Source organism: Cognaticolwellia mytili (genome assembly GCF_002104475.1).
GTDB lineage: Bacteria > Pseudomonadota > Gammaproteobacteria > Enterobacterales > Alteromonadaceae > Cognaticolwellia > Cognaticolwellia mytili.
Genome location: NZ_NBOF01000004.1, coordinates 106,578 through 129,554, shown reverse-complemented (window position 1 = coordinate 129,554; position 22,977 = coordinate 106,578). Strand labels below are relative to the sequence as shown.

General features: G+C 36.9%; 19 protein-coding genes. 4 read left to right on the top strand and 15 right to left on the bottom strand.

The window, feature by feature from the left end:
- Positions 1–113 precede the first annotated feature (113 nt).
- Complete coding sequence (locus tag B7C41_RS14110; RefSeq protein WP_085299575.1) at positions 114–2,147, bottom strand: methyl-accepting chemotaxis protein; 2,034 nt, start codon at positions 2,145–2,147, stop codon at positions 114–116.
- A gap of 413 nt (positions 2,148–2,560) precedes the next feature.
- Between B7C41_RS14110 and B7C41_RS14105 the strand changes: the two genes are divergently transcribed.
- Positions 2,561–3,631: a hypothetical protein gene (locus B7C41_RS14105; RefSeq protein ID WP_085299574.1), complete on the top strand. Its 1,071-nt coding sequence runs from the start codon at positions 2,561–2,563 to the stop codon at positions 3,629–3,631.
- Between the two features lie 382 nt (positions 3,632–4,013).
- Here the strand turns inward: B7C41_RS14105 and B7C41_RS14100 are convergent, their stop codons facing one another.
- Genes B7C41_RS14100 through B7C41_RS14090 form a run of 3 tightly spaced genes read right to left on the bottom strand, consistent with a single transcriptional unit; the run spans position 4,014 to position 6,556 of the window.
- Entirely contained in the window at positions 4,014–4,325 is a 312-nt protein-coding gene (locus tag B7C41_RS14100; RefSeq protein WP_085299573.1) for an SRPBCC family protein, read from the bottom strand.
- Positions 4,326–4,367: 42 nt separating this feature from the next.
- On the bottom strand, positions 4,368–5,123 hold the full coding sequence (locus tag B7C41_RS14095) for a class I SAM-dependent methyltransferase (protein WP_085299572.1): 756 nt from the start codon (positions 5,121–5,123) through the stop codon (positions 4,368–4,370).
- On the bottom strand, positions 5,120–6,556 hold the full coding sequence (locus tag B7C41_RS14090; protein ID WP_085299571.1) for an MATE family efflux transporter: 1,437 nt from the start codon (positions 6,554–6,556) through the stop codon (positions 5,120–5,122). Before B7C41_RS14090 ends, B7C41_RS14095 begins: the two co-directional genes overlap by 4 nt.
- Before the next feature lie 282 nt (positions 6,557–6,838).
- Here B7C41_RS14090 and B7C41_RS20185 point away from each other — a divergent pair, with 282 nt between their 5' ends.
- Positions 6,839–6,988 (top strand): hypothetical protein, encoded by a 150-nt coding sequence (locus B7C41_RS20185; protein WP_158089138.1) that lies wholly within the window; start codon positions 6,839–6,841, stop codon positions 6,986–6,988.
- A gap of 327 nt (positions 6,989–7,315) precedes the next feature.
- Here B7C41_RS20185 and B7C41_RS14085 read toward each other — a convergent pair whose 3' ends face one another.
- Positions 7,316–7,738: a MarR family winged helix-turn-helix transcriptional regulator gene (locus B7C41_RS14085; protein WP_085299570.1), complete on the bottom strand. Its 423-nt coding sequence runs from the start codon at positions 7,736–7,738 to the stop codon at positions 7,316–7,318.
- Positions 7,739–7,870: 132 nt separating this feature from the next.
- Between B7C41_RS14085 and B7C41_RS14080 the strand changes: the two genes are divergently transcribed.
- Positions 7,871–8,509, top strand: coding sequence for an O-methyltransferase (locus B7C41_RS14080; RefSeq protein ID WP_085299569.1), 639 nt, complete (start codon positions 7,871–7,873; stop codon positions 8,507–8,509).
- A 668-nt stretch (positions 8,510–9,177) separates the two neighbouring features.
- On the opposite strand, the gene B7C41_RS14075 is transcribed toward B7C41_RS14080, so the two are convergent.
- The 7 genes from B7C41_RS14075 to B7C41_RS14045 all read right to left on the bottom strand — a co-directional run bounded on the left by B7C41_RS14075 (position 9,178) and on the right by B7C41_RS14045 (position 15,551).
- Entirely contained in the window at positions 9,178–10,872 is a 1,695-nt protein-coding gene (locus B7C41_RS14075; protein ID WP_235839724.1) for a methyl-accepting chemotaxis protein, read from the bottom strand.
- Between the two features lie 85 nt (positions 10,873–10,957).
- Positions 10,958–11,422 carry a hypothetical protein gene (locus B7C41_RS14070; RefSeq protein WP_085299568.1) on the bottom strand — a complete coding sequence of 155 codons (465 nt, stop codon included), beginning with the start codon at positions 11,420–11,422 and terminating at the stop codon, positions 10,958–10,960.
- A gap of 436 nt (positions 11,423–11,858) precedes the next feature.
- Positions 11,859–13,433 (bottom strand): PepSY-associated TM helix domain-containing protein, encoded by a 1,575-nt coding sequence (locus tag B7C41_RS14065; protein ID WP_085299567.1) that lies wholly within the window; start codon positions 13,431–13,433, stop codon positions 11,859–11,861.
- A 3-nt stretch (positions 13,434–13,436) separates the two neighbouring features.
- Complete coding sequence (locus B7C41_RS14060; protein ID WP_085299566.1) at positions 13,437–13,688, bottom strand: hypothetical protein; 252 nt, start codon at positions 13,686–13,688, stop codon at positions 13,437–13,439.
- Positions 13,678–14,001: a hypothetical protein gene (locus tag B7C41_RS14055; protein ID WP_085299565.1), complete on the bottom strand. Its 324-nt coding sequence runs from the start codon at positions 13,999–14,001 to the stop codon at positions 13,678–13,680. The genes B7C41_RS14060 and B7C41_RS14055 overlap by 11 nt, the downstream gene beginning before the upstream one ends.
- Positions 14,002–14,176: 175 nt before the next feature.
- Positions 14,177–15,004: an SDR family oxidoreductase gene (locus tag B7C41_RS14050; protein WP_085299564.1), complete on the bottom strand. Its 828-nt coding sequence runs from the start codon at positions 15,002–15,004 to the stop codon at positions 14,177–14,179.
- A gap of 94 nt (positions 15,005–15,098) precedes the next feature.
- Positions 15,099–15,551, bottom strand: coding sequence for an Lrp/AsnC family transcriptional regulator (locus B7C41_RS14045; protein ID WP_085299563.1), 453 nt, complete (start codon positions 15,549–15,551; stop codon positions 15,099–15,101).
- Between the two features lie 101 nt (positions 15,552–15,652).
- Between B7C41_RS14045 and B7C41_RS14040 the strand changes: the two genes are divergently transcribed.
- Complete coding sequence (locus B7C41_RS14040; protein ID WP_085299562.1) at positions 15,653–16,249, top strand: LysE family translocator; 597 nt, start codon at positions 15,653–15,655, stop codon at positions 16,247–16,249.
- A gap of 90 nt (positions 16,250–16,339) precedes the next feature.
- Here B7C41_RS14040 and B7C41_RS14035 read toward each other — a convergent pair whose 3' ends face one another.
- From B7C41_RS14035 to B7C41_RS14025, 3 genes are all read right to left on the bottom strand, one after another.
- Entirely contained in the window at positions 16,340–17,797 is a 1,458-nt protein-coding gene (locus B7C41_RS14035) for an MBL fold metallo-hydrolase (RefSeq protein WP_085299561.1), read from the bottom strand.
- Positions 17,798–17,961: 164 nt separating this feature from the next.
- Positions 17,962–18,465, bottom strand: a complete 504-nt coding sequence (locus B7C41_RS14030; protein WP_085299894.1) for an RDD family protein — start codon at positions 18,463–18,465, stop codon at positions 17,962–17,964.
- A gap of 139 nt (positions 18,466–18,604) precedes the next feature.
- Positions 18,605–22,708 (bottom strand): hypothetical protein, encoded by a 4,104-nt coding sequence (locus tag B7C41_RS14025; RefSeq protein WP_235839723.1) that lies wholly within the window; start codon positions 22,706–22,708, stop codon positions 18,605–18,607.
- Positions 22,709–22,977: the final 269 nt, after the last annotated feature.

The window sequence follows — 22,977 nt, the reverse complement described above, 5'->3', positions numbered from 1 at the left end:
AGCAAAACCCAACGGCCTGAGAACGGTTATACATTAACTAGTAACAGTTAATAGGCGAGCAATAAAAGAGTAATAAGTTTCAAATTTATTACTCTTTCAGGCATAGCCTATGCTTACAGTTTAAACCTAGCTACTGAAGCCGTTAGCGAGTCAGCTAATCTATTAACATCTTCACTGCGATTTGAGAGGTCTTGTGATTCTGCGGCATTGTGTGTAGCCGCTTCAGCTGCCTCACTCATTGTAGCTTCAATATCTTGACTAAAACCAAGCTGCTCGTTAGAAGCGATACTAATGCTTTTACTCATTTCATCAATGGTATGCAATGCACTTTCAATTTGCTTAATAGCGTTACTCAACTCTTGGCTTTGCGAGACGCATTCAGCCGCTTGGCTTTGTCCTTGAGAAATAGCTAGTTCCGCCATTTGTGTTTCTTTTTGCAAGGAATCAATCATATGCTGAATTTCCGCAGTTGACGCTTGAGTGCGAGATGCTAGCGATCTCACTTCATCCGCAACGACTGCAAATCCTCGACCATGCTCTCCTGCCCTCGCCGCTTCAATCGCAGCATTTAACGCTAACAAATTGGTTTGGTCCGCAATACTACCAATGGTATCTAGAATGCCGCCAATGCTATCACTGTGTTTACTCAATCGCGCCATAACATCAACCGACTCGCTCAAGCGATCCGACAGTGAAACTATTCTGTTACTATTATCATCAGCAATAGAACGAACTTCAAAACTATGCTTCGAAGCCTCAGATACGTTATTAGCAGTTAAATTAGCTTCATCGGTAACACTAGTAGAACTAGCAAACATTTTCTCTGCTATTTCCTTTGCACCATCTACTCGAGTTATTTGTGCAGACGTAGATTCAGCAATACGGTGACTCTGTTCACTCGTAATCTTTGCTGACTCATCAAGTGAATAAGAATTCTGACTTATGTTTTTCAACAATGAGGTTAAATCATCACTGAGTTTGTTAATGTTTTTAAACAAGTCACCAAACTCATCTTGGTTTTCAATAGTTAACCTACGTGTTAAATCACCTTGTGCTATCAATGCAAGCGATGAGTTCGCTTTAGCTAAAGGACCCAACATTGCTCTCGTCGTCATTACACCAATAAATGCTGCTAATACCAAAAATACTACAACCATATAAACAGCTAGACTCTCACCTGTTTCAACTTTATCTTTGGTCATTAATTGCAACTCATCAAACCGTGCTTCAGCTAATGACAGTAGTAAAGTTAGCTGATGGTAGCTAGCATTAAAGCTGTTAACTGAATTGTTGTAAGCGATATTGGCGTTAATAGCATCATCAATGCTCTGCTGTTTTTGTTGATAAAGTTGTCCTGGCTCTACCAGCAACTCAGTTAAAATAACGTATTGCTTAGCAAAGTCATCTAATAAGGACTTATCATCAATACTTTCAAATAGCTGTTGCATAAAATCAAAGTTGTTTTTAGCATTCGCTAATAAAAAACCAACATCTTCTTGATGCTGTGCCAAAGTATCGAGTTCAAAAACTTGATTCAAGCCCGACATGGTGTTTTTTAAGGTATACAACATATCGTCAATACGAGCACCATTACCAATAATATCGTCAAGTAATTGAGTATTTCCAGGGAGCTCTATAAGTTCAAGATCGAGCATATAATTACTGGCTTGATCACGACTATCTATAAACAATTGATAGTGTTCAGTAAATGCATCATTCGCAGAAGCAACGTTTTTCTTCGCTAAATAAAATTGCTCACTTTGCGCAACATATTCCTGATAATGTATTTGAGCCTGTTTCAAGGCCTTTAACATTTTTGGCTGATCCATCACTTTGCTGCGAAGCACTGCAACTGCAGATTTAAATTCTTGATTCAGTTGTTTGTATTCTTGCTCACTTTTCACTAAGTTTGGCATGCTTTGTTGGGTAAAGCCCAGCGCCCCAACTTTAATCATGTTTAGTAGTTTAATCTGCAAAGCGCTACTTTGCTTTTGCACAGGTACCGCTAAACGTTCTACATTACTATTGGCTGTGCTGATTTGTGTTAGTGAGTTATAAAAAAAGATGCTTCCTGCAACTAATAAAATCCCTATCGTGGTAAACCCCATTATTATTTTTTGTTTTATTGTTAATGGTAGGTTGTACATAGACACCTCTGGAATGAATAAATTTTTCTTCAAAATACAATTATTGTTCAATTTTAAAGGTTGACCCTTAATTATAAAACCTTAAATAAAAATGTAAATAGTGGTCTAACCACCTTTATTTTCTTCACTAGTTAATTATAGTCTAACTCATAAGTTATCAGTATGAATGATGAGTTGAAATAAAAGATAATCTTCGAGCGACATAAAATGAAATTTGTCTAACTCAAGTTTGAGTCATATATATTATGTACTTTCTGTGAAAGAACATCGACGACTGCTATCATTATAAAATGAAGGTACAAGGGAGATGAGCTAACAAAAAGAGCCTATTGACAGTGCTCCAATAAAAAGGATTTTCATTACGTTGATTACAGTAATAACGGATCAAATACTTTTGATATAGGACACTGAGCTTGCCAAAGATAATTTTAATCATCGTGCTTTTCTTTATCACTGTAGTACAAGCGAGTGATACGGCCAATGAAAGGCAACTTTCTTTGGTTTTATTAGAAGCTGAAGATTATTTATCGGTAAAGCCATCAAAATCTCTAGCAATGTTATCAATTAAGTCCGACCTCTCTCTGTTATCAGAGTCACAATTTTTTCGCTGGCATATTACTATCATAAGGGCTGCAGTTTCACTCAATAACTTGCCTCTTATTGAGTCTTCAATCAAACAGCTATTGGCACATAAATCCTCAGCTGAGTTTGAGCATCAAATAGTGTCAATATTAAGTGGCGTTGGAATTTGGTTAAGAAAATCAGGTTATTTAAAACAGGCTAGACAAACCTTACTTTGTGCTCTTACGCATAATAAATCTGATAACAAAAAAGTGAAATTACTGACAAGCCTTGCTATTGTTTCTAGACATTTAGACCAAAACGAAAACGCTATTAAGGCCTATAATTTAGCAAAACATATTGCGAAAGATAAAAATATAACCACATTGCTAGCAACAATTGAAAACAATTTAGGCGTTTTAGCTTTAGAGAGCGATAATATTATTATGGCAGAATCTTACTTTCGTAATGCGCTTGCCATGTATCAACTTAATTCAAACCGTTCAGGCAATGTTCTTAGTGGCATAAACTTACTACAAATTTTTTTAATTCGAAACCAGCAGCAGAACTATCAACGATTATCCCCTTCGATTACTAGATTAACAGAGGCCTTTCCTAATGAGACAAGAAAAAGCACCCTATTTTGGCTAAAAACTGTCTTTAAAACCAGACAAGGGCTAACACTCAACAAACACATGCTATTACAGCTCGAAAAAAGCTTGTACAACATCGAAGATCGAAAATTGCAGCTTTCATTACTAAAACATTTTGCCAAAGAACTTAATGTAAACATTGAGTTACCTAAGCAAGCTTACCAACAAGGGCAAGCTCCACTATGGCTTACTGAAATAAGTCAATGCGACTGGGGAGAACTAGCTCATTTTAGACTTGAAGATTTACACAAAAATGAAGCCATACCATGACAAAAACCACCCTCTAGTCGCTTTGAGGAAATATAGCTAAGTTTAGGGGCTATTGATCTTTGTTTAACAATTCAACTGATAGATAAAGTCAACTTAATTAAGGTGAAGTAGCGTACTTTAGTCATCTAAATCAGCTACTTTCAATATAAAGTAAGACAACTTTAGTCTCTGCGCTTGCGCATGGCTCATTTTAACCCTAGCTGCATTAGAATTTCACTTATTTAGAACAAGTAAACCTCGTTCATTGTGCTTTACTAGCACTAAAGTCAGCCTATTACTGAGAATAGAAATAAAGCTTAACAGCTCCTAATGCTGCGAGAGTTATATCTTCGTATTACTTCAAAGAGCAAGTTTCAGGACTTCAACGTGATTTGATCCCAAGTTATTGCTTATCTAGAATCACTTTTAAGTTATTTAAGACTGTTTGCAAGTCATCGCCTATCATTTGTTCAAAGTCGAGAAATAAAAACATGATATTCATTGGATAATCCATATGACCACTAAAGCCCCGAGTCACTTTAGTCTTATTTTCAGCAATACGGGTTGTTGTCATAAAAGCAGGTTCATTGGCTTCAAATGGCTTAATAAAACGCAATTCAAAATCAATACGTTCTCCTGCTTTTATCGCCATTATTTCTTGCTCACCTGTACCTACGTCAAGGTTCTCAAAGTACCATGTTGCAATAAAGTCCACTTTCCCATCAGTACAGCTAAGCCTATTAATTTAAGGCTAGTATTAAACAGGTTTTCTAAAGCGCAAAACAAATCTATCTGTTTTACCGCGTACTGTCGGATCAAAAACCACTTTAGTGTAATCATCATTTGGGTTTCTAAGAAATGCAGCTTCTGAGTCAAGTTCAAAGCCCGCTTCTGCTAATTCTTGCTTCACATACATTTCATTGACACGATGCAGCTTAGGATCATGATCCTTAGCAGTTGATTGCATATCAATTAAACCTAGTACACCACCGGGTTTTAGTGCTTTTTTCAACTGAGCTAATATTTTCATACGCTTTTCTTTTGAAGCAGCAGAATAAAGATCATGATAATTTAGCACCACAGTCACTACATCCACTTCATTATTTAAATCAAACTCTCCAAATTCTTTTTTATAATGCTTAACATTCGGTAACCTTTGCTTAGCCGTTCTTTTATCAAACTCTTTTGCAAATCGGCCATCAAAAACTTCTAGAATAAAGTTATTGTTTTGCGCAATAACATTGCCTTTATGACCAACACGATGTGACAAAACTTCGGTATAGTACCCACCACTTGAAAGTACTTCCAGCACTGTCATACCTGGCTTAATGCCAAAAAACTCCATTACTTTTTCAGGCATACGGCCAGCATCTCGCTCACGATCCGCTTGAGATCTTTGCTCTGACTGCAACGCTTTTGCAAAGGCGCTATCACTAGTATCATGACTTACCGCCACTGTACTCGTTAAAGCCGTTAATATAGTTAAACTTAAAATTGCTGATTTTATTTTCATAATTGTTCTCCTAAATTACCATTTTGAGATTGATTAAGTAGCGCTGGTACCGCTGATTCTTGCGCCTGCTTTTGAATACTGACCTTTCTTTTTTTAAAGAGATAAATAACGTAAATTGCCGCAGTAAAGTGACCAATCATAAGTGCTTGAAACAAACTTGAGTCTGTTGAAATAAGTCCACCAACAAAGGCAAATGGTAATAACAACACCAAGCGGTGCATAATACCGACAGAGCACGCTTGCAAAGGTTTGCCTTCAGCGTTCAAACACGACTGGTAAACAATAGCGATGCCGGCACCAATATAGCCAAAAGGAACCCAAGTTAAATAAATAGTCAATAACTCCGCAACCTCCCCTTCTGGGCAGATAAAATAAGACAACATATTGTTATTTATTAATAATAAAGTTGCCACTAGCAATTGAACAACAGCAACCGAGATAAAGGCAATATAATATGCCTGCTTAACGCGGTTGAAATGCCCCAACCAATAATTCATGCCGATAATGCTTGGCATTGTCGTTGTAAGCATCATAGGTAATAAAAGGAATATCGACTCCATTCGAAAGATAAAAGCAAATGCCGCAACGTAGGAGTAACTAATTTTGGCAGCAATGATCGTCAGCAATGCAATACTTAAAGGCGTAATAAGCTGCTGCAATACAATAACAACGCTATTCAATTTGGTAGAAAATATTGCTCGGAGTAGTTCACTAAATGAAGGCCAAACTAGATTAAGATTCTTATGTAAAAGTAATATTGAGATAACGAAAAATAGACTATCAACACTGCTATGAACCACCGCTAGCCCGTCCAAATTTTCGAGATAATAACCACTTTCTGGCGTAAGTAGTAATACCGCTAAAGCACTTTTGACAGCTAACCAAGACATCATAATACGGCTAGCAAGTTTAGAATTGCCTAAAGCTCGAAAAATAGCATTAACTTGCCAAATAATCGCCAGAAAAACCCAACTAAAATAACGCGCATCAAGATAATTCATTTGACTATGAATTATCTCAATTAGCGGATCTCCAATATGTCCTGATGACCAAGTACGATTGCCCAGTAACGCCAGTAACTGTTCGTTAGCCGAATAAAAAATGATCGCAAGTATCAGCGTAAAGAAGCTGGCTTGTAACAAGGAAATAACCACTGTTTTAGCCAATTTATTACTGTGCAAGCAAGCATACTTAACCACTTTATTATTAGTGATAACGCTCATACCAATAGCAATAGCGGTAATTGCCGTGGTAATTGGCAACGTAAAGCCAAGTGCCGTTAACGCTTGTTCGCCATTAAAGGCTAGCAAGCTTGATTCTAATAAATCGTATGCAAGAAGCGCTAAAATCGCACCAAACATCGGCAAGGTTGATTGCCAGATGACTTTAGAGATTTTTTCCTGCGTAAACCAATTTTTAAGCGGTTGATCCATTACACCATCATGTTTTGTTATTCATGTATTTTAACAAGATACGCAAAATGAAAAAATTAATTCATTCTTGAATGTAACATTTCATGTTGTCGATACTCATTGAAAGTATCGATTGATTTAGTGTTCATCAAAATTTACGATACTCGGTACGCTAACTGCGACGAATAACATTAAAGTGACCTGCCGACTCGTTTTCAAAGAAACATCTTTTAACATTATTAACTGTACAGTTTAACTAGAGACTTCGTTAGAGATATTATTACTTTAAATAACGAGGTCAACGTGCCAAAGAAAATATTATCAAGCGAACTTAAACGTGAATGTACAGAGCTAGTCATTGTTAGTAGTTATAAACATAAAGATGCTGCTACAGCGATGGATGTGGGCTTATCATCCATTCAACGCTGGATGGGCTTGTATCGCAAAAAATAAAAAGGTGTTGCACCGAAACCAAATGCATTAACGCCAGAGTATATACGCATTCAAGCATTAGAAAAACAAGTTAAGCAATTAGAAAGTGACAAGTTAAGCAATTAGAAAGTGACAATCAGCTATTAAAAAAAGCATCGGCCTTTTTCGCTATGGAAACGAACAACAGCAAAAAATGGACCTAATCCCTCCAAGAATTTATCACAATAAACAGCCCGTTTAGCCACCATAGCGGTTATTGAATATTTTCCCACTAAAGGCCGTCCTCTTACCTAGTAGACATTAATGCTAAGTATTTGTCTGTGTTTTAATTTGGTATTTAAGATACATTTAAGATAATTCATTTCTGATTTTATTTAACACATTTACAAATATTTCTAAATCATCAGGTGAAATATTCAAAACCATTGACTTCTCTATTTTATCTTCAATTATTCGAAATGTTTTTAATGTATCTATACCTTTGTCGGTAAGGCACAATATCTTGACTCTGCTATCTTTTTTATCTCGGTTTTGTGTAAGCAACTCATGGCTTACCATGTCCTTAATAATTCTCGTAATTAACGCTTTATCTTTTTCAAATATTGAGGTTATCTTTTGAGCGTTACAATCAGGTATTTTTTCAACCATTTTTAAAATTTTCATAAAAGCAGGCGAAAAATCAATTTCAGCCAATACTAACTCTTCATCCAATCGTGTACGAAATTGTTTCATAAATTTAAATATAGATTCGACAAGTTTAAATTGATTCATATAACCTTCTTAAAAATTTAGTTGACTTGCATCAACTATTTTGAAATCATAATTATAGTTGAGCGAAGTCAACTATATTAGAACTTGTATAGATAAGTCTAGAGGTACATTAAAAATGTTTAAGGTAATTATATGAAATACATCAAAGATACATTAATTTTGAATACATTAGACTCACTTTATCGTGATGCTTCAAAAGACTTTAAAAAAATGTTTCCTTTAATATTCAAATTTCTATTTCGAAAACTGAAACCTGTAGATTGTCAAAATGCTTATTTGCCTCTCGATAGGAATCAAGGTGAATTTTTATATGATTACATTGTTTCAAATAAGTCAAAGAGCATCGTTGAATTCGGTACATCCTTCGGTATTTCAACAATTTATTTAGCAGCAGGGGCAAAAGAGACTGGCGGTAAAGTCATTACATCTGAGCTATTGCCTGAAAAGTGCAAAGTAGCACAAAGAAACTTTAAACAATGCGATTTAACTGAGTATATAGAGTTAAGAGAAGGTGATGCGTTAGAAACGCTTGCTAATTTGGAAAATGATATTGACGTATTAATACTTGATGGATGGAGCGACCTCTATCTTCCAATACTTAAACTATTAGAGCCTAGGCTCAGCAACGGTGCATTAATTTATGCCGACAATGCATCATTCCCCGGTATGAAACCTTATTTATCTTATGTAATGGAAGTGCCTGAAAAATATACCACTGACATGATAAAGGTTAAAAAAGGGAAAGTTGCAATGTCCTATAAAGTTTTTTAAATTAAAACGAAATAAGATTGCGCAAGGCCATCTAAGTTTAGTTATTAAACAAACCGCTTTTACCAGCAGTTTTTATATAAAAATATTGTTTACTTTCGGCTTACCGTGAGTACAAAAAAAAACGAAACTCCAATGGTTTACAACAGGTATTAGGATTAACAAGTTACTAGCTTCTGCTTAGCGTACAACGCTGAACACTATGCTTTGCTTGCAGATGTAAGAAATAGTAGGTGCCTTTCATGCATCATAAAAAGAAAGCTATGGAGAATACGGTAAGATCTCAAAAGAGGTATTGGCCTGTAATCCTTATACTTTTATAGAAATAATCACGATGAAGTGTCCCTTCTTTATCGTAATTATATTGACCAAACTTCTTTATGCAGGAGCGAATTCGGTATCACAACTGCTCTTGCTATTAATTTCAATTTGAGCGCTTTTTATATTGGCTAACTTGTGAGTAACAGAAGCAAAGTAACTAAAAATGAATGCCTGCTTAAATTTCACCCTCTTGTCGCTTCCTTCAGCGCTAGCGACATTGGAAACGTTATTTTATGACGTTTTCGGCTCCTTAGCGATTAGAAAATATAACGAAACGACCAACATAAACTAGTCACAACAAATAAATTCTCTGTTAATTTTATTTAAGTACTTTGCAATAAATAAAATACTTACACTTTAAACCTATTCAGGTTTTCATAAAGCTCTACAAGGCTTTTTGCTATATTGCCATTAGCTTCTGAAGCATCTCTTGCACCTTGAGTAGTTTTATTGGCTATTTCGGTAATATTAACAAGGTTTTGGTTAACTTCTTCTGCAACATGAGATTGCTCATTGGCCGCTGTTGCTATATGGGTATTCAATTCAGAGATTTCATCAACGGCTTGAGAGGCATCTTCAAATATTGTGAATGTCTCACCACTTTTTGCTAAACATTGCCCCGCAATATCAGTGCCTTTTTCCATACTTTTAACAGCATTATTAGCTTCACTTTGTAATCGCTCAACTAAGCTTTGAATGTCGACAGTGGAGGTTTGTGTTCGTTGTGCAAGTGTTCTTACCTCATCGGCAACAACGGCAAAGCCTCGGCCAGTTTCTCCTGCTCTAGCGGCTTCTATGGCGGCATTCAATGCCAGTAAGTTTGTTTGCTCTGCTATACCTTGAATATTAGCTAAAACACTACCAATATTATTAGTTTCAGAAACTAAAGATTGAATAACGACTGCTGCATCATTTATTTCATGAGATAAACGCTCAATAATATCTTGCGTTTCTTTTGCGCCCGCTTTTCCTTGCAATACTTTCTTGCGAACATCTTCTGTTACTTTTGAAGCGCTACGCGCATTATTAGCAACATCTATGGTTGTACTGCTCATTTCCTCAACCGCAGTAGATACCATTTCAGTTTCTAATTGCTGTGCTTCAATGTTAATTAGCGTGTCTTGCATTATCTGAGTTGCTATATCTGACGAACCACCTAATGCGCTTGCTTGCTGGTTAGTCTCTTGAATTGTACTTTTTAGTGTTGATAGAAAATTGTTAAAGGCCATAGCAACTTTAGCCGTTTCATCCCTACCTTTCTCATTGAGCTTAAAACTTAAGTCACCATCACCCTCACTAACTTCTACAAGCCCTTTTTGTAGCTTATTGATAGGAATTGTGATTGAGCGGCTTATAATTGTGGGCAATACCGCACCTATAACTAGTGCACAGATAAACAGATAGCTAATAAGCTTTATACCTGCCAATTCATCGTGTTCAGCTTTTAATGCTGCTTCTAAGGTGAATTTTTGAATGCTATCCAATATTTCTATAATGCTGTGTTCAACTTTATCTTCATGCACTCCTATTTTTTTTATATCGCTATATAGCTCTGTAATTTTGTACTGCTCAGTACGAGATAATACTTCATTAATCTCTAGCGTTAGTGCTGTAAATTCAGCGTTTGTTTCTTTTAATTTAGTCTCTAAACGCCGATAAGTTTCCTTTGCTTGAGTGGAGTGTAATGTGTTGACGGAGCTATTAATGAAGCTCAGTGTTTCACTAAATTCGTTATTAATTTTTTTACTTAACGTTGTAAGCTCACTTGTTAGTTTTGTAAACTCCTGTGAGGCACCTGAAATATTGCTTTCTTTTAAGTTTGCTTTTAACAAAGAACGTTCAAATAGAATAGTTTGCTCTAATTGGTGCTCTGCAATTTTTGTAATTCTATTGGATAAAGGAATGTCATTTTCCGCAATATCAACCAATTCATTACCAATTTTGTTCATTTGAGAAAGGGATATTAGCCCCATCGCAAGCATTAATACTAATTGGGTAACACCTAACAGGTAAACCTTTTGTGTGATTTTTAATCTAGAGAGCATGTAATGTTCCTACCGGTGAATTTACAAAATTAAGCGAGAGAAAAACATCCATGTCTATTCATTAAAATTATCTTATTTATTGCGTTTAAAAAGGTCTAGTGAAGGCAATGCCAAAAACAATAGCTTCTTCATCATCGACAAAATCAACAGCAATTGTAGGTGCAATGCCAAAATCTTTCACATGAAAGTCATAAGCGGCGCTAATTCGATATAAATCTTCTTCATGCGGATGTCCACCACCAATTCTTTCTTGCCCTATACCTGCCCCTAAACGAATGTTTTTCGTTGGATGGTAATAAATTGATGCTAATGCCACAGCAACACCATCATTGTGATGTGCTTTATTTGTACGCTCAAAAACTGCGCCTACACCCCATTGTTTATTTAACTTATATTCATACTCAAATCCAAAAGTGAATTCAGTTTCACTTTCAATATGCGTAGCACCAATAAATACTCCGGGGATATGTTTTGCATTCTCAGCAGCTTGAGTACAAGTAGTAAAAATTATCGTTGAAAAAAGTGTTAGGCTAAAAAGTTTTGCCTTCATATTATTCCTTATATTTTATGTGGTTATATTCTATGTAACAATATAAGACAGTATTTAACAAAGAATCAATTAATGCAAACTTAGCGATAGTTTTTTATTTTTGTATTTTATTGCTTAGATTTTTTCCTAAAATGAACAAGCTATTAGCCAGCAGTTTTGAATAAATCGTGTTTAAAGATCAAAGCTCGATGGCAGTTACAACTTAGAATAAGCATTAGATATAACGGAATTCTAACTTCTGATTTGCGCATCTTTCGTACATTATGCTTTGTCTGCAGAAGCACCTAACGGTCGAGTTCTATCACGTACCTAAAAATAACAATGGAGAGTACGGTGAGGTTTCAAAAGAAGTATTGGAGTGTAAAGTTTATATGCAAGTATAAATAATCACGATGAAGTGTCCCTTCTTTATCGTGATTATATTTACCGAACTTTTTTATGCAGGAGCGAGCTCGTTATCACTACTGCTCTTGCTATTAATTTCTGTTCGGCTTGAACGTTTTTTATTGGTCAACTTATAAGCAACGACAGCAAAGAACGTAGCAACAAAGCCAAGCCCTGCTTGCGTGCCAAAGGCTGTTAATTCACCAGCTTGCCAAAGTAATTGCAGATTTTTAGCGTACATCATCCAATCACTTAATATTGTTAGTAACAACACCGCACTGGCCAGCGCAAAGCTACCAACGAGTAAGGTTTGTTTTTTAACAAAAACGGCGACAATTGCAGACAATACTAGGCAAGCCACAAAAGCATAAATAACATAGTCGGCACGGTTTACTAATGTAACGGGTAATAGTCGTTCAGCTAAAAAGGCTACGCAACACGCTAACCCAACACCTAACGTGCTGATTAAGGTAGTATGGGTGACAATTTTCACTGAACGTTGTGACGCTTTCAGGCGTTTCTGGCGCTTCTCAATCCATAGCATATTACCTGTAACAATCAACGCACAAACCGCAATGCCTAAGATGAAGTAAATAAAGCGTAAGTCTAAGCCCGCAAAACCGCCAAAGTGCAATTCGCTTAAAGTATCTATACCGTGACGGACTTCACTATGTTGCTCTGCATCATCTTTAAAAATGATCGAGTCATCAATTAGGTTAAGTGCCACTTCATAACGTTGCGCAAACATACCGTCAACTAGGCCTATTAGGTGCATGGCTGTACTTTTATCGCCATAATTATACATACGAATGACTACTGGCATATGGCCAAACTCAAGGCTATATCGCTCAACTAATTGATCAATATTCTGATATTGATACGGCTGACTCTGCCATTCAACTTCAACACTGCGTACACCTGCATCCTTTAGCAAGGCGTCTTGATCACCTTTATACAAAATAACCGCAAAAGCTATTTGGTAAATAATCACCAAATTAAAAATTAGGCCACTGAGTGCATACATTAAAGTAAACGGTAAACTAATAGTGCCAATAACATTGTGCATATCTAGCAGTTTACTACGCGAATTCGACTGAGTTCGATACTGAAAGAAGTTGCCGATTAACTTTCTCGCGTGGATCAAAATACCTGATAACAGCATGAAAAAGAAAAATAACGTAACAAAGCCAAGCAGGTAAACACCATAGGGAATATTTAGATCACGATGAAGATGATAAATGAATTCAGCTAAAATAAACTGGTCAATCTCACCTACTACTTTTCCGCTAACAGGATCCATCAGCAAACCGATATACTCTCGCCCTGCTTCTTCCTCGATTAAGTCTACATATGCCTGATAGTAAGGGTTTTCTTCTGAAGGTGGAATTATGGTTAAATGTTCTTTGGCATTAAACGGGCGACCCGCTATCGCCAATTGCATAATTTCACTTACTGATAATATTTCACCTTGTTCAACTGCTTGTGTTGGTTGTACCGACCATTGAAAAATTTCATCACGGAAAAGGCTAACAGAGCCCGCAAAAAAAATAGTAAAAAGTAAGCTGGAGATGATAATGCCAATCCAGCCATGTGCGTCTGTTAAATTTGTTAAAGTATGTTTTTTCATTGCTTAAGCCATAAAGTAAAAAACGTTAATAAACGTAGATACCACTAACGGATAACCACATCGTTTCCACGCTTGTTTCGCAGATTTCGATGAATAACTCATCACCATAGCAATCGCCCACATAGGAAAAGCCACTAATAAACCAATAATCAACTTCTGATCAATATTTAACGGCAAAAGGTAATTGAGGTTAAGCATAATTGAGATAGAGAACAGACAACCCGCCAAAATAGCCACCAGTGTTTTATGCAGCATATTGCCCTCCAGCACTGACTAATACTGATAAAAACATCACGGCAGTAATAGCTGAGGGAAATTTTTTATTACTGATATGGCCATGCATAAAAATAACAATCCCCCAAAATGCCATCACCAACGCAAGAACATAAAACGATGCTGTTACAGCGATATGCCACTGCAATGCTGACAACAAGGCAACACTGACTAAAATAATAAAACCAGCCCAGGCGAAGCGCTTGTTGAGCGGTTTATCAAACAATTTTTGATTTACAGAGGCGGAATAACTTAAAAGACAGGCAATCCAGGTTAAAAAAACGGTAAGTTCCATTTAAATTCACTTATTTATTAATAATCGTTCGTATTACGATTTGTATATTAGTGGTTTTTTATAAAATTAACAGCATTAATTTAACTGGAATTTAAATGTGCAGACTAACAAGTAAGAATGGGACAACATAGACATATAGAATAATGCCTATATTGCTAAAGTTTATAAAAAATAACTAACCTTTTGCCAGCATAAAATCTAACCAACGCGCTGGTAAAATACGCTTAAATACTGCAAAAATTTTCGTAGGCGTGGTAATGCGATAACGCAACTGGGGTCGTTTACTTTCTAATGCATGAATAAGTGCTTTAGTAACATCTAAGGGCTCTAGCGTGAAAGCAGCGTTTGATTTTCCACTACTTAAGCGCTCAATTTGTTGCTGATACTCTTTTTTATGTGCGCTAGCATCGATATCAATGTTTTGCTGAAATGCTGCTAAGGCATTAGCACGAAACTGTGTATTAATAGGCCCTGGTTGTAAAAGCACAACATCAATATTTGCCAACTTTAATTCTAGTCGTAATGTATCGGTTAACCCTTCTATGGCATATTTTGAAGCATTATAAGCGCCACGGTAAGCCATAGAAACAAAACCTAAAACAGAGCTACATTGAATAATACGGCCATGCCCCTGTTGTCTCATCACGGGAATAACCTGCTTGGTTAGTTCATGCCAGCCAAAAACATTAGTGTCAAATTGCGCTTTTAGTGCTTCGGTCGATAAATCTTCTAGCGCGCCGGGTTGTCCGTATGCACCGTTATTAAATAAGAAGTCTAACTGCCCGTCTGTTTGTTCAAGTACCTTGGCAAGTGTGTCTGCAATACTTTCTGTTTTGGTAACATCAAGCAAGTATGCTGTTAGTCCCTTTTCTTGCAGCATTGCCACATCTTGTTCTTTACGCGCCGTGGCAAATACCTGATACCCGCGTGCAGACAAGGTAAGTGCGGCGTGTAAGCCAATGCCTGATGAGCAACCAGTAATTAGAATAGATTTATTCGACATAAATGAGTGTAACTATTTAGTAGCAGATGACCCGCAGTTTACTTGATTACTGACTAAATTTGAACGAATTGATATGAAACATAGTAAGCAAAAGTTACATTCTTTCATCTTTTGGTGAGTCCATTACCACGTGAGTTGTAATGGTTCGAACTTGTGGAATGGCGCCAAGTACATTGGCATGAAAGGCTTTAAAAGATTTAATATCTTTGGTTTCAATACGCAATAAATACTCAAATGCGCCAGTCATGTTGTGGCATTCTTTTACTTCATCAGCAATATTAATCGCCTTTTCGAATGCTTGCTGCGACTCGGTAGAATGCTCTCCTAGGCCGATACTTATGTAGGCAATAAAGTTAATACCTAGCAAGTCTGCATCTAAAACAGCACGGTAGCCTTTGATCAAGCCACTATTTTCTAATTCTTGCACGCGACGTAAACATGCAGATGGCGACAAGCCTATCTTTTCCGCCAACTCTGAATTAGCAATTCGGCCATTAATTTTAAGTTCACGCAATATTTCACGGTTATATCTATCTAACTTAGTCATTTGTTGTCCATTTAGATTTATTATACCAACAACTTGCACGGTTCTTGTGTAGAAATCAATTTATACTTGTTCAACACTTACTGCAATAAAGGATGAACTTTATGAACGCTGAAATACTAACGGCCTTAGCCATTTTCGCTTTTGTCTCATCTATAACACCTGGCCCGAACAACTTGATGTTAATGAACTCTGGTGCAAATTATGGCTTTAAACGAACCTTGCCACACGCATTAGGTGTCGGAATTGGTTTTACAGTGATGGTGGCGTTAGTAGGTTTAGGTATTATGCAGTTATTTGATATTTTCCCAATAAGTTATCAAATATTAAAAGTACTAAGCATTGTTTACCTGCTGCATTTGGCTGGAAAAATAGCTATGTCTAATTCATCAATTGAAACAGACAACAGCAATGCTAAGCCTTTTACTTTTGTGCAAGCCGCCATGTTTCAATGGGTGAACCCTAAAGCATGGACTATGGCGCTAACAGCTATTAGTGTTTACGCACCAACAAAAAACTTAGGTGCAGTACTCTTTGTTTCACTAGTATTTGGTTTAGTTAACTTTCCTTGTATCAGTAGCTGGGTAGTTTTAGGCCAAAAAATGCAAGTTTTTCTCACCAACAAAAAGCGCTTAAGAATATTCAATGGCTCAATGGCCGCTTTACTGGTGTTCTCTTTGTATCCTGTTTTTTTAAACTAAAATGATTAAATTCAATATCGTGATTACGAAAGCAAAAAGGTGGTTATTGCCACCTTTCATTATTTCTCGTTTTGATTAACTTTATTTAGCTTAGTAACCTTCACAAATTTGCCAATTTTCAGGACACTGTGCCTTAACAATATGATTTAAGGCGTAATCAAAATCTTCTGCGGTTAACACTCGACCACTATGGGCTGCAGCAAAATAATCAACATCTAACTGCTCTTTAAGCAAGCGCTTGTTCAATAACTGTAAAGTTGCTCCACCATTGGGAGAGCCTTTAACTTTTCTAGAAAAAAACATATCAGCAGTAAAAAGTAGCTTCGCCTGTGAGAAGTAAGTGATCAAATTGTGCGTCGCATGGCCACTGGCAATGTCAAAAACTTGAAGTGCACCATTAGCAAAGCTTGCTTTGTTTTTTACAAACTCAAAACGGTCTTGTTTGATATCGACTTGAGCAAGCTCTTTGATCAAGGCTTGGTGTTCCTCAACACTGATGAAGGTTACGCCAAGTTCGTTTGCTTCTTTCATTCCTTCCAAGTGATCGGTATGATGATGGCTAACCACTTGATATTTTAATGGTTTATCCATATTTGCAAACTTTTGCACAGCCCAAAACCGTTGTTTTAAATCTTCATAACCGCCAGTGCCGATAAAGTAGTCGCCGGTATCTAAAAATACAGAAAAGCCCCAACTTTTACCTGCTATATAAATATTATCAAAGATTTTTTCTACCATCATTTCAGAAAAGCTCAGTGTGGGAGCATTTTCTTTATAATCATTAGGTAATTTAAAATAATTGCTTGTGTCAGGGTTTATGACCAATGTTCGTGAAATCGAAACAAAAGACGGTTGACCCGCTTTAGTAACGTAAGTACTGCCTGCATACCGAACACCTTGTTGTTGTTTAACATCTGAATAGTTATAGACAGATAATTTTCCTGGAGCCCAATGAGGTTTTGACATTTTGGCAATAAGGCCCGTTTTTTCATCGATATATAAGGTTAGTTCTTCATAACCTTTTATCGTTAGCCTTAACTGTATTTCTGAACCTGCAATTGATTTTTCGTTTAACAAGAGCTTGGCATCTGCTCTATTCTCGTTAAGTAAAATAGCTAGTGCTGTGTCTAAGTAATAGAAATGACGTCTATCAGCACTTGCATAAGTTAAGCTAGCGTTTGGGGATAATGTTTTAAGCGTATGATTTAATTGATAGCCTTGATTACCGTCGAATATTTGATGTTGTGTAGAGAAGCTACTTTTTCCGCCGCGGATCCATTTAAAATCTTTACGCTTTTTATTCAAGTCAATCATACTATCTGAGCGGTAACTGACTAAGTCAACCATTGTTGGGTTATGGCTCTGACCATAACTGAAGCCTTTATAATAGTCTTTTATATTAAGGCTTTTAACTTTTAATAATTGCTTGCCACCGTAAGCAGCCACCACTTTATCAATGAGCTGATCTTCTTTACTACCAGCATTAGCATGACCAACAAACGCAATACAACAACCTAATATGACAAGTATTTTAGTTATTTTTATCATTTCGATACTCCCTTAAAAATCGCAAATAAACTGTAGTGCAATTAAAAGTAGCCTGCGATTAATATGAGATAGAATGATGGTATTATCGGTCAAATAACTTACTGAAACATGAATTTACATAAGGAAATACTTGGATGTTTTAGTTAAGGTCGCTTGCTATATAACTAAGTACTTTCATCTATATTATTTCTAACTCGGATCACAACGGTGCCAGCAATTTTGTCATGCCAACCCTGCTTTTTAGCATCCCAAGCAATCCAGAGAAAGCCTAATCCCAAAGGTATTAATGAAACATAGTAAGCAAGATAACGAATGATTGATTGTTTAATGCTTGGCTTGTTGCCTGTTTTCACGTCAACAATTTTCGCTAATAGGGCAATTTTACCCGGTGTAGCTGATTTATATACCCAGAATAAAATAATAGCCGCGATAGGAAATACATAACTAACGATAAAATCTAGCCAGCCTTGAACTGTTTCACCACGATAAAAGTACTCGCCGCCATAAATTAAAAACAGAATAGGAAAAGTGATCATAATTAGAATAATGGTATCTACAATACTGGCTCCAAATCGTACCCAAAAACCAACGTACTGAAACACTTCTTTGTTGGTATCTACTTTACTATTATTCACCTTATTCTCCGATAATACTAAGCTAATTTGCATTGAAACTGCCTGCCATGCAAAAGTCATTCACCATGCTAGCATTACTTAGCATATTGCTAACTAGCCTAGATCAATGTTCTAGTGTGATTAACGTTAAACCAATTAGCTTAGCCAGCACCTGAATAATAATGACCTAAATTTAATTAGCTTTTTTTGATACTTTGCTTTCTGCTGTGTCCATTTCTTTTGCTTGCCAATAGCCTTGTGAGCCTAACTTACTCCAAGCCCATTTCATCCAATTTAAGCCTGAAAAACTTAGCCAAATCACCCAAGCTAACATTAGGCCTTTATAAAACAGAATAGGAACACTAATAACTGAAATTTCCGGTAACAGGCCCTCAGACTTATCAGCAAACCACTGTAAGTAGTTACCATATGAATTGTTGCCTGTTATGCCCATATCAGGAGAGCTTAACAAGCTAGTTGGTATAGCCGCTAATAAAGAAAGTAGTGTAATTATCGACAGGCCATAAAGTAATAACTGCGAAAAATTGAAGGCATTACGATTAAGTGTTTTAGGTCGATAAGTGCTCGCTGTTAATGACGCAAACCACACCGCCACTAACATTAATATGCCCCAATTATTTAAACTTAAACCAAAACCTAAGGCAATCCAGCTTATCGTGGTTAAAGGTGAAAATGGAACTCTAGCCACTAATAGTGCTAAGAAGATAAACACCAATAACTCCCCCCAGTACAATACCGCAGGACCAAGCACAGGACCATCCGCCCACAGCACCCAGCGTTGTCGAGTTAAATTCATCGCACTGGTAATATTACTAATTGGAGCATTCAAGTTAATTATTGGTGCAGTGAGAACTAGTTGGTCTGCAATATTTGCTCGCATTAATATCTGAATATTATGCCTACCAGGTAAAATAGGTATGGCTAACTTTCCCTGTTCTAGCTGCAAATTTATTAATTTACTATCAGTTTTAATTTCTTTTAGCTGATAGTTTTGTGGCAAATCAATAATGTGTTCACCACCGCGAGTACTTCGATAGTCAAATGATAGCTTCAGTTTAGAGGCACGAGTCCCTTGTTCAATTTCATACTTGACCCGATCAATCGCTAGAACATCACCTTTAACCGCCTTCGGCCTTGTGGTGGAAATCGTTAGTGTTTCACCTGGGTAAGGGTAAAATAAGTAAGAAAAATAGTCGTTATTTTTTTGTTCAGCTAAAATCATCGGTAAGCCACTAATTTCAGCATGCCATGACGGGCTAACAATAACCTGCCATTGTTCAATTAAAGCAGATTCAGGGCTAGCATAAAGCGATAATAATTGCTGTCTATCGATGGTTGAACGCCAAATAAATTGATTTTTACCTGCCGGCAAAGTAACTTCTACTTGACCATTTTCTAATAAAATATCGGCACTGATCACATGCTCACCAGCTAATGTAGCAATACGAGTATTAATTGACCCTGTACTCGGCGCAATGCGCTCAACCGTGGTTTTCAGTGTCCATATTTGATCGATTGAAAGTTCGCGAGTCACTTTAACAAAAGGCCGAGCACTGTAGCGTGTAGACGATACTTTACCCTCATCCAACGTTGTCTCGTTATTGACTGTTTTTTCTTTGATGATAGACAGAAACGCCAAGGAATTACCGCTTAAACTATTAGCTTGGCTACCAACAACCTGCCATGAACGACTGCTATTTACCTCGATATATTGCGGAATATCTTTAAATTCAAGTTGAAAAGTATCTACCGGCGCTATTTTTCCTAATAAAGTAAAAGTCGATATACCTTTTGAAGCCGGAATATATATCCATGCGCCGCGCTTTAATAAACTATTGATCGGCTTGCCATTTAGCAATAATTTCTCTGGTCGCCAAAACTCAGATCGAGGTAAAGCCACTGCAGTATCAGCATTCGCATGAACTACTAAGGTAAGTTGAAGTGACTTTTCTTCACTATCCACGGTAAGCTGGTTGATCAAAGCACAGGATGGCGCGCAGTTAGGGGCAGCCAATACGCGTTGTTTTAATTCATTTAGTAATTGCTGTTGTGGAAATTCAGCCGCTTCGGTAGTCACTGAAGCGCCAGGGAATAATACAAACATAGCTAATATTACAGTTAACGCTTGCGCGCGAAAATCACTGATACGCGGTTTAATTAAATCTTTTAGCATCAATATTAGCCACATCAACGATAGTAAAACTCCAGCAATTTTAACCACTCGGTAACTATTTTTTGATAATACAATGACATCAAACATTTGGTTTTCTGCCACCGGACTATGCCAGTTAATTTGATATGCATTCCACTGCCAGTTCGGGATACCCGAACCAGCTTGAATAAGAGCATCAGTTTGATAACGTTCCATCAACAAATCAGCTTTTTTAATTTTGCTGCCAGTGACTTCAATTTGTTCCACACTTTCCATCGCTGAATAGGCTTGTTTAGCCGTTTTTGATTGAATCATTTCTGTCACAACATTCATATCCATTTGGCTGCGTCTATCGAAGCTTTCAACAGCAGAAGCATGAGCTTCTAATTGTGGGTGAATTACTGTTCTTAGTTGCGTAGCACTAAAAAATAAGATTGAGCCAACAGCAATGGCAATACTGATCGCCCAATAGCTATTCACAATAGACTTTAATGAGGTAAATGGCTGATGCTTCTTAATCGCGATGGCGAGTAAAAAGTTACCGATAGCAATGAGAGGTACGCCAGTCTCTTGATAAGTCACAATTAGCATTAACCCGGTAATTACTCCAGCGCTAACACTAACAAGTCGACTGGCGATAAAGGCTGACAATAAAACAATAAAGCTTGCCCAAATGCTCCAATTGCCCCACCAACTATTAGAAACACTATCAGCACCAAATACGGCGAATAATTTATTTCCCGGTGGTAAATTAAGCGTTAACGACACACGTTCGAAATTGCTTTGCCAACCACTAATAGCAATATTACTGTCGGCTTCAAACACACCGCGAGCGCTGAGGTTAATACCGGGGTATCGATTTTCTAGTCCTCGCTCATCGGCTGATTGACTGGTGATTAATACCGAGCCATCTTGGTCTTCAGCCGACTCCAACATATAAGGCGTGTTCATGCTTAAGCGCCAATCACTGATCATCTCGCCCGTAATATGGTCGCTAAAGGTGTAGTTCGAACTATCAAAAGAAAGCCATAAGGTTCTATTTAATGCTAATTGATTTTCAACATGAAGTGGCTTGCCTCGATGCTGAATTTCATAGCTAAGTACATCAGTTTCACGTAATAAATAACTCGGTAATTCATACCAAGCATCGGGCATCTCTGCTTGGGTGTTATCAACCATTGATGCGCCACTTAGTTTGCCAAGGCGTAAGCTTTCATCACCTTTAAAGACCCAAATTTCATCTTTTGGCCAAACATGAGACTGCTGAGGTCGTTGCCATTCAAGCAATGCAGGCTTTGCATAACCGCGTACTAATATTTGCCAAGACCCTGGTTTTAGTTTTGCGTGTAATAATCCATCAGCATCTAAAAATGCCGACAGTTTTGATTCAATACCAATAAGCTCAACACCTTTGGGTAGCACTTCACCCAAAATAACTTCACGCATTTTTCCTGAAACATTAAGACTTAAATAAGTATCAAACTCAATGTAGCTGCCATCAGCTACTCTACGGGCAACATAAAGTTCAACTGAGTCACGCTTTTTTTGATTCGGCTCTAATGCTTGTAGCCATAATTCATTGTTTTCAATTTTAGGAAAAACGACAACCCGATCATTAAGAGTCATTTGTACAAAGGCATATTGATTGGGAATTGAAATACTTTCAGGAATTTTAGGCCAGTTGAATTGTCCAGTAATATTATAGCGACCTTTTTCTAATTCAATAGCAGGTTTACCTTGATGCAACACCACCGGTTTATACTGCCGATTAACTTTAACTGATAAAGGCCAGTTTTTTGAGTTGCCTGGCAATGGAATAAAACTATTTGCCAGTACTTGCCATGATTGTTGAAAAGTCGCAGAGGTGTTTTGCACCGCTAAATTTAAGGTACTCGGCCAAGCGCAAACATGATTTTGTTTTTTATTGAAATCTGAACGATTAATAAATGGGCAAGTGAAGTGTTCATTACCCTTCATCACCCAAGGTAACCACGGCGTTAGGATTTCGGGAACACTTTCTTTCGCGAGTGATGACTCTGCTGTAGCCGCAGCTTCTTGGCTAAAAAGCAAAGTAGTTAGTAATAATAAAAAACCACTTAAAACGCTTAAGTAAGTTTTAGTCATGCTTGCAACTCCTTGTAAGGGTTATACCAATTAGACTAACACTAACATCTACTTAGGTATATTAGTGTGTGCTTAATAACGCCATAAATGCAAATTTATAAGTACTTAGTAGTAAGATTATTACGGCAAGATTAGCATTGAATAAATTAAGAAAGTTGCGTTTTAATCGTTATAAATTTTAGTGAAATGGGTAAGGTAACCTTTGGTTGCACAAAAACTGTAACAATTTAGCTTGCATTCATTTAAAGCTTATCATTATAAATTACACT

What these genes read in the sequence shown, in the direction of transcription:
- B7C41_RS14110 (WP_085299575.1), bottom strand. Translation starts at nt 2,147, where the DNA reads ATGTACAACCTACCATTAACAATAAAACAAAAAATAATAATGGGGTTT.
- B7C41_RS14095 (WP_085299572.1), bottom strand. Translation starts at nt 5,123, where the DNA reads ATGAAAATAAAATCAGCAATTTTAAGTTTAACTATATTAACGGCTTTA.
- B7C41_RS14090 (WP_085299571.1), bottom strand. Translation starts at nt 6,556, where the DNA reads ATGGATCAACCGCTTAAAAATTGGTTTACGCAGGAAAAAATCTCTAAA.
- B7C41_RS14085 (WP_085299570.1), bottom strand. Translation starts at nt 7,738, where the DNA reads ATGAATCAATTTAAACTTGTCGAATCTATATTTAAATTTATGAAACAA.
- B7C41_RS14080 (WP_085299569.1), top strand. Translation starts at nt 7,871, where the DNA reads ATGAAATACATCAAAGATACATTAATTTTGAATACATTAGACTCACTT.
- B7C41_RS14075 (WP_235839724.1), bottom strand. Translation starts at nt 10,872, where the DNA reads ATGCTCTCTAGATTAAAAATCACACAAAAGGTTTACCTGTTAGGTGTT.
- B7C41_RS14070 (WP_085299568.1), bottom strand. Translation starts at nt 11,422, where the DNA reads ATGAAGGCAAAACTTTTTAGCCTAACACTTTTTTCAACGATAATTTTT.
- B7C41_RS14065 (WP_085299567.1), bottom strand. Translation starts at nt 13,433, where the DNA reads ATGAAAAAACATACTTTAACAAATTTAACAGACGCACATGGCTGGATT.
- B7C41_RS14060 (WP_085299566.1), bottom strand. Translation starts at nt 13,688, where the DNA reads ATGCTGCATAAAACACTGGTGGCTATTTTGGCGGGTTGTCTGTTCTCT.
- B7C41_RS14055 (WP_085299565.1), bottom strand. Translation starts at nt 14,001, where the DNA reads ATGGAACTTACCGTTTTTTTAACCTGGATTGCCTGTCTTTTAAGTTAT.
- B7C41_RS14050 (WP_085299564.1), bottom strand. Translation starts at nt 15,004, where the DNA reads ATGTCGAATAAATCTATTCTAATTACTGGTTGCTCATCAGGCATTGGC.
- B7C41_RS14045 (WP_085299563.1), bottom strand. Translation starts at nt 15,551, where the DNA reads ATGACTAAGTTAGATAGATATAACCGTGAAATATTGCGTGAACTTAAA.
- B7C41_RS14040 (WP_085299562.1), top strand. Translation starts at nt 15,653, where the DNA reads ATGAACGCTGAAATACTAACGGCCTTAGCCATTTTCGCTTTTGTCTCA.
- B7C41_RS14035 (WP_085299561.1), bottom strand. Translation starts at nt 17,797, where the DNA reads ATGATAAAAATAACTAAAATACTTGTCATATTAGGTTGTTGTATTGCG.
- B7C41_RS14030 (WP_085299894.1), bottom strand. Translation starts at nt 18,465, where the DNA reads ATGCAAATTAGCTTAGTATTATCGGAGAATAAGGTGAATAATAGTAAA.
- B7C41_RS14025 (WP_235839723.1), bottom strand. Translation starts at nt 22,708, where the DNA reads ATGACTAAAACTTACTTAAGCGTTTTAAGTGGTTTTTTATTATTACTA.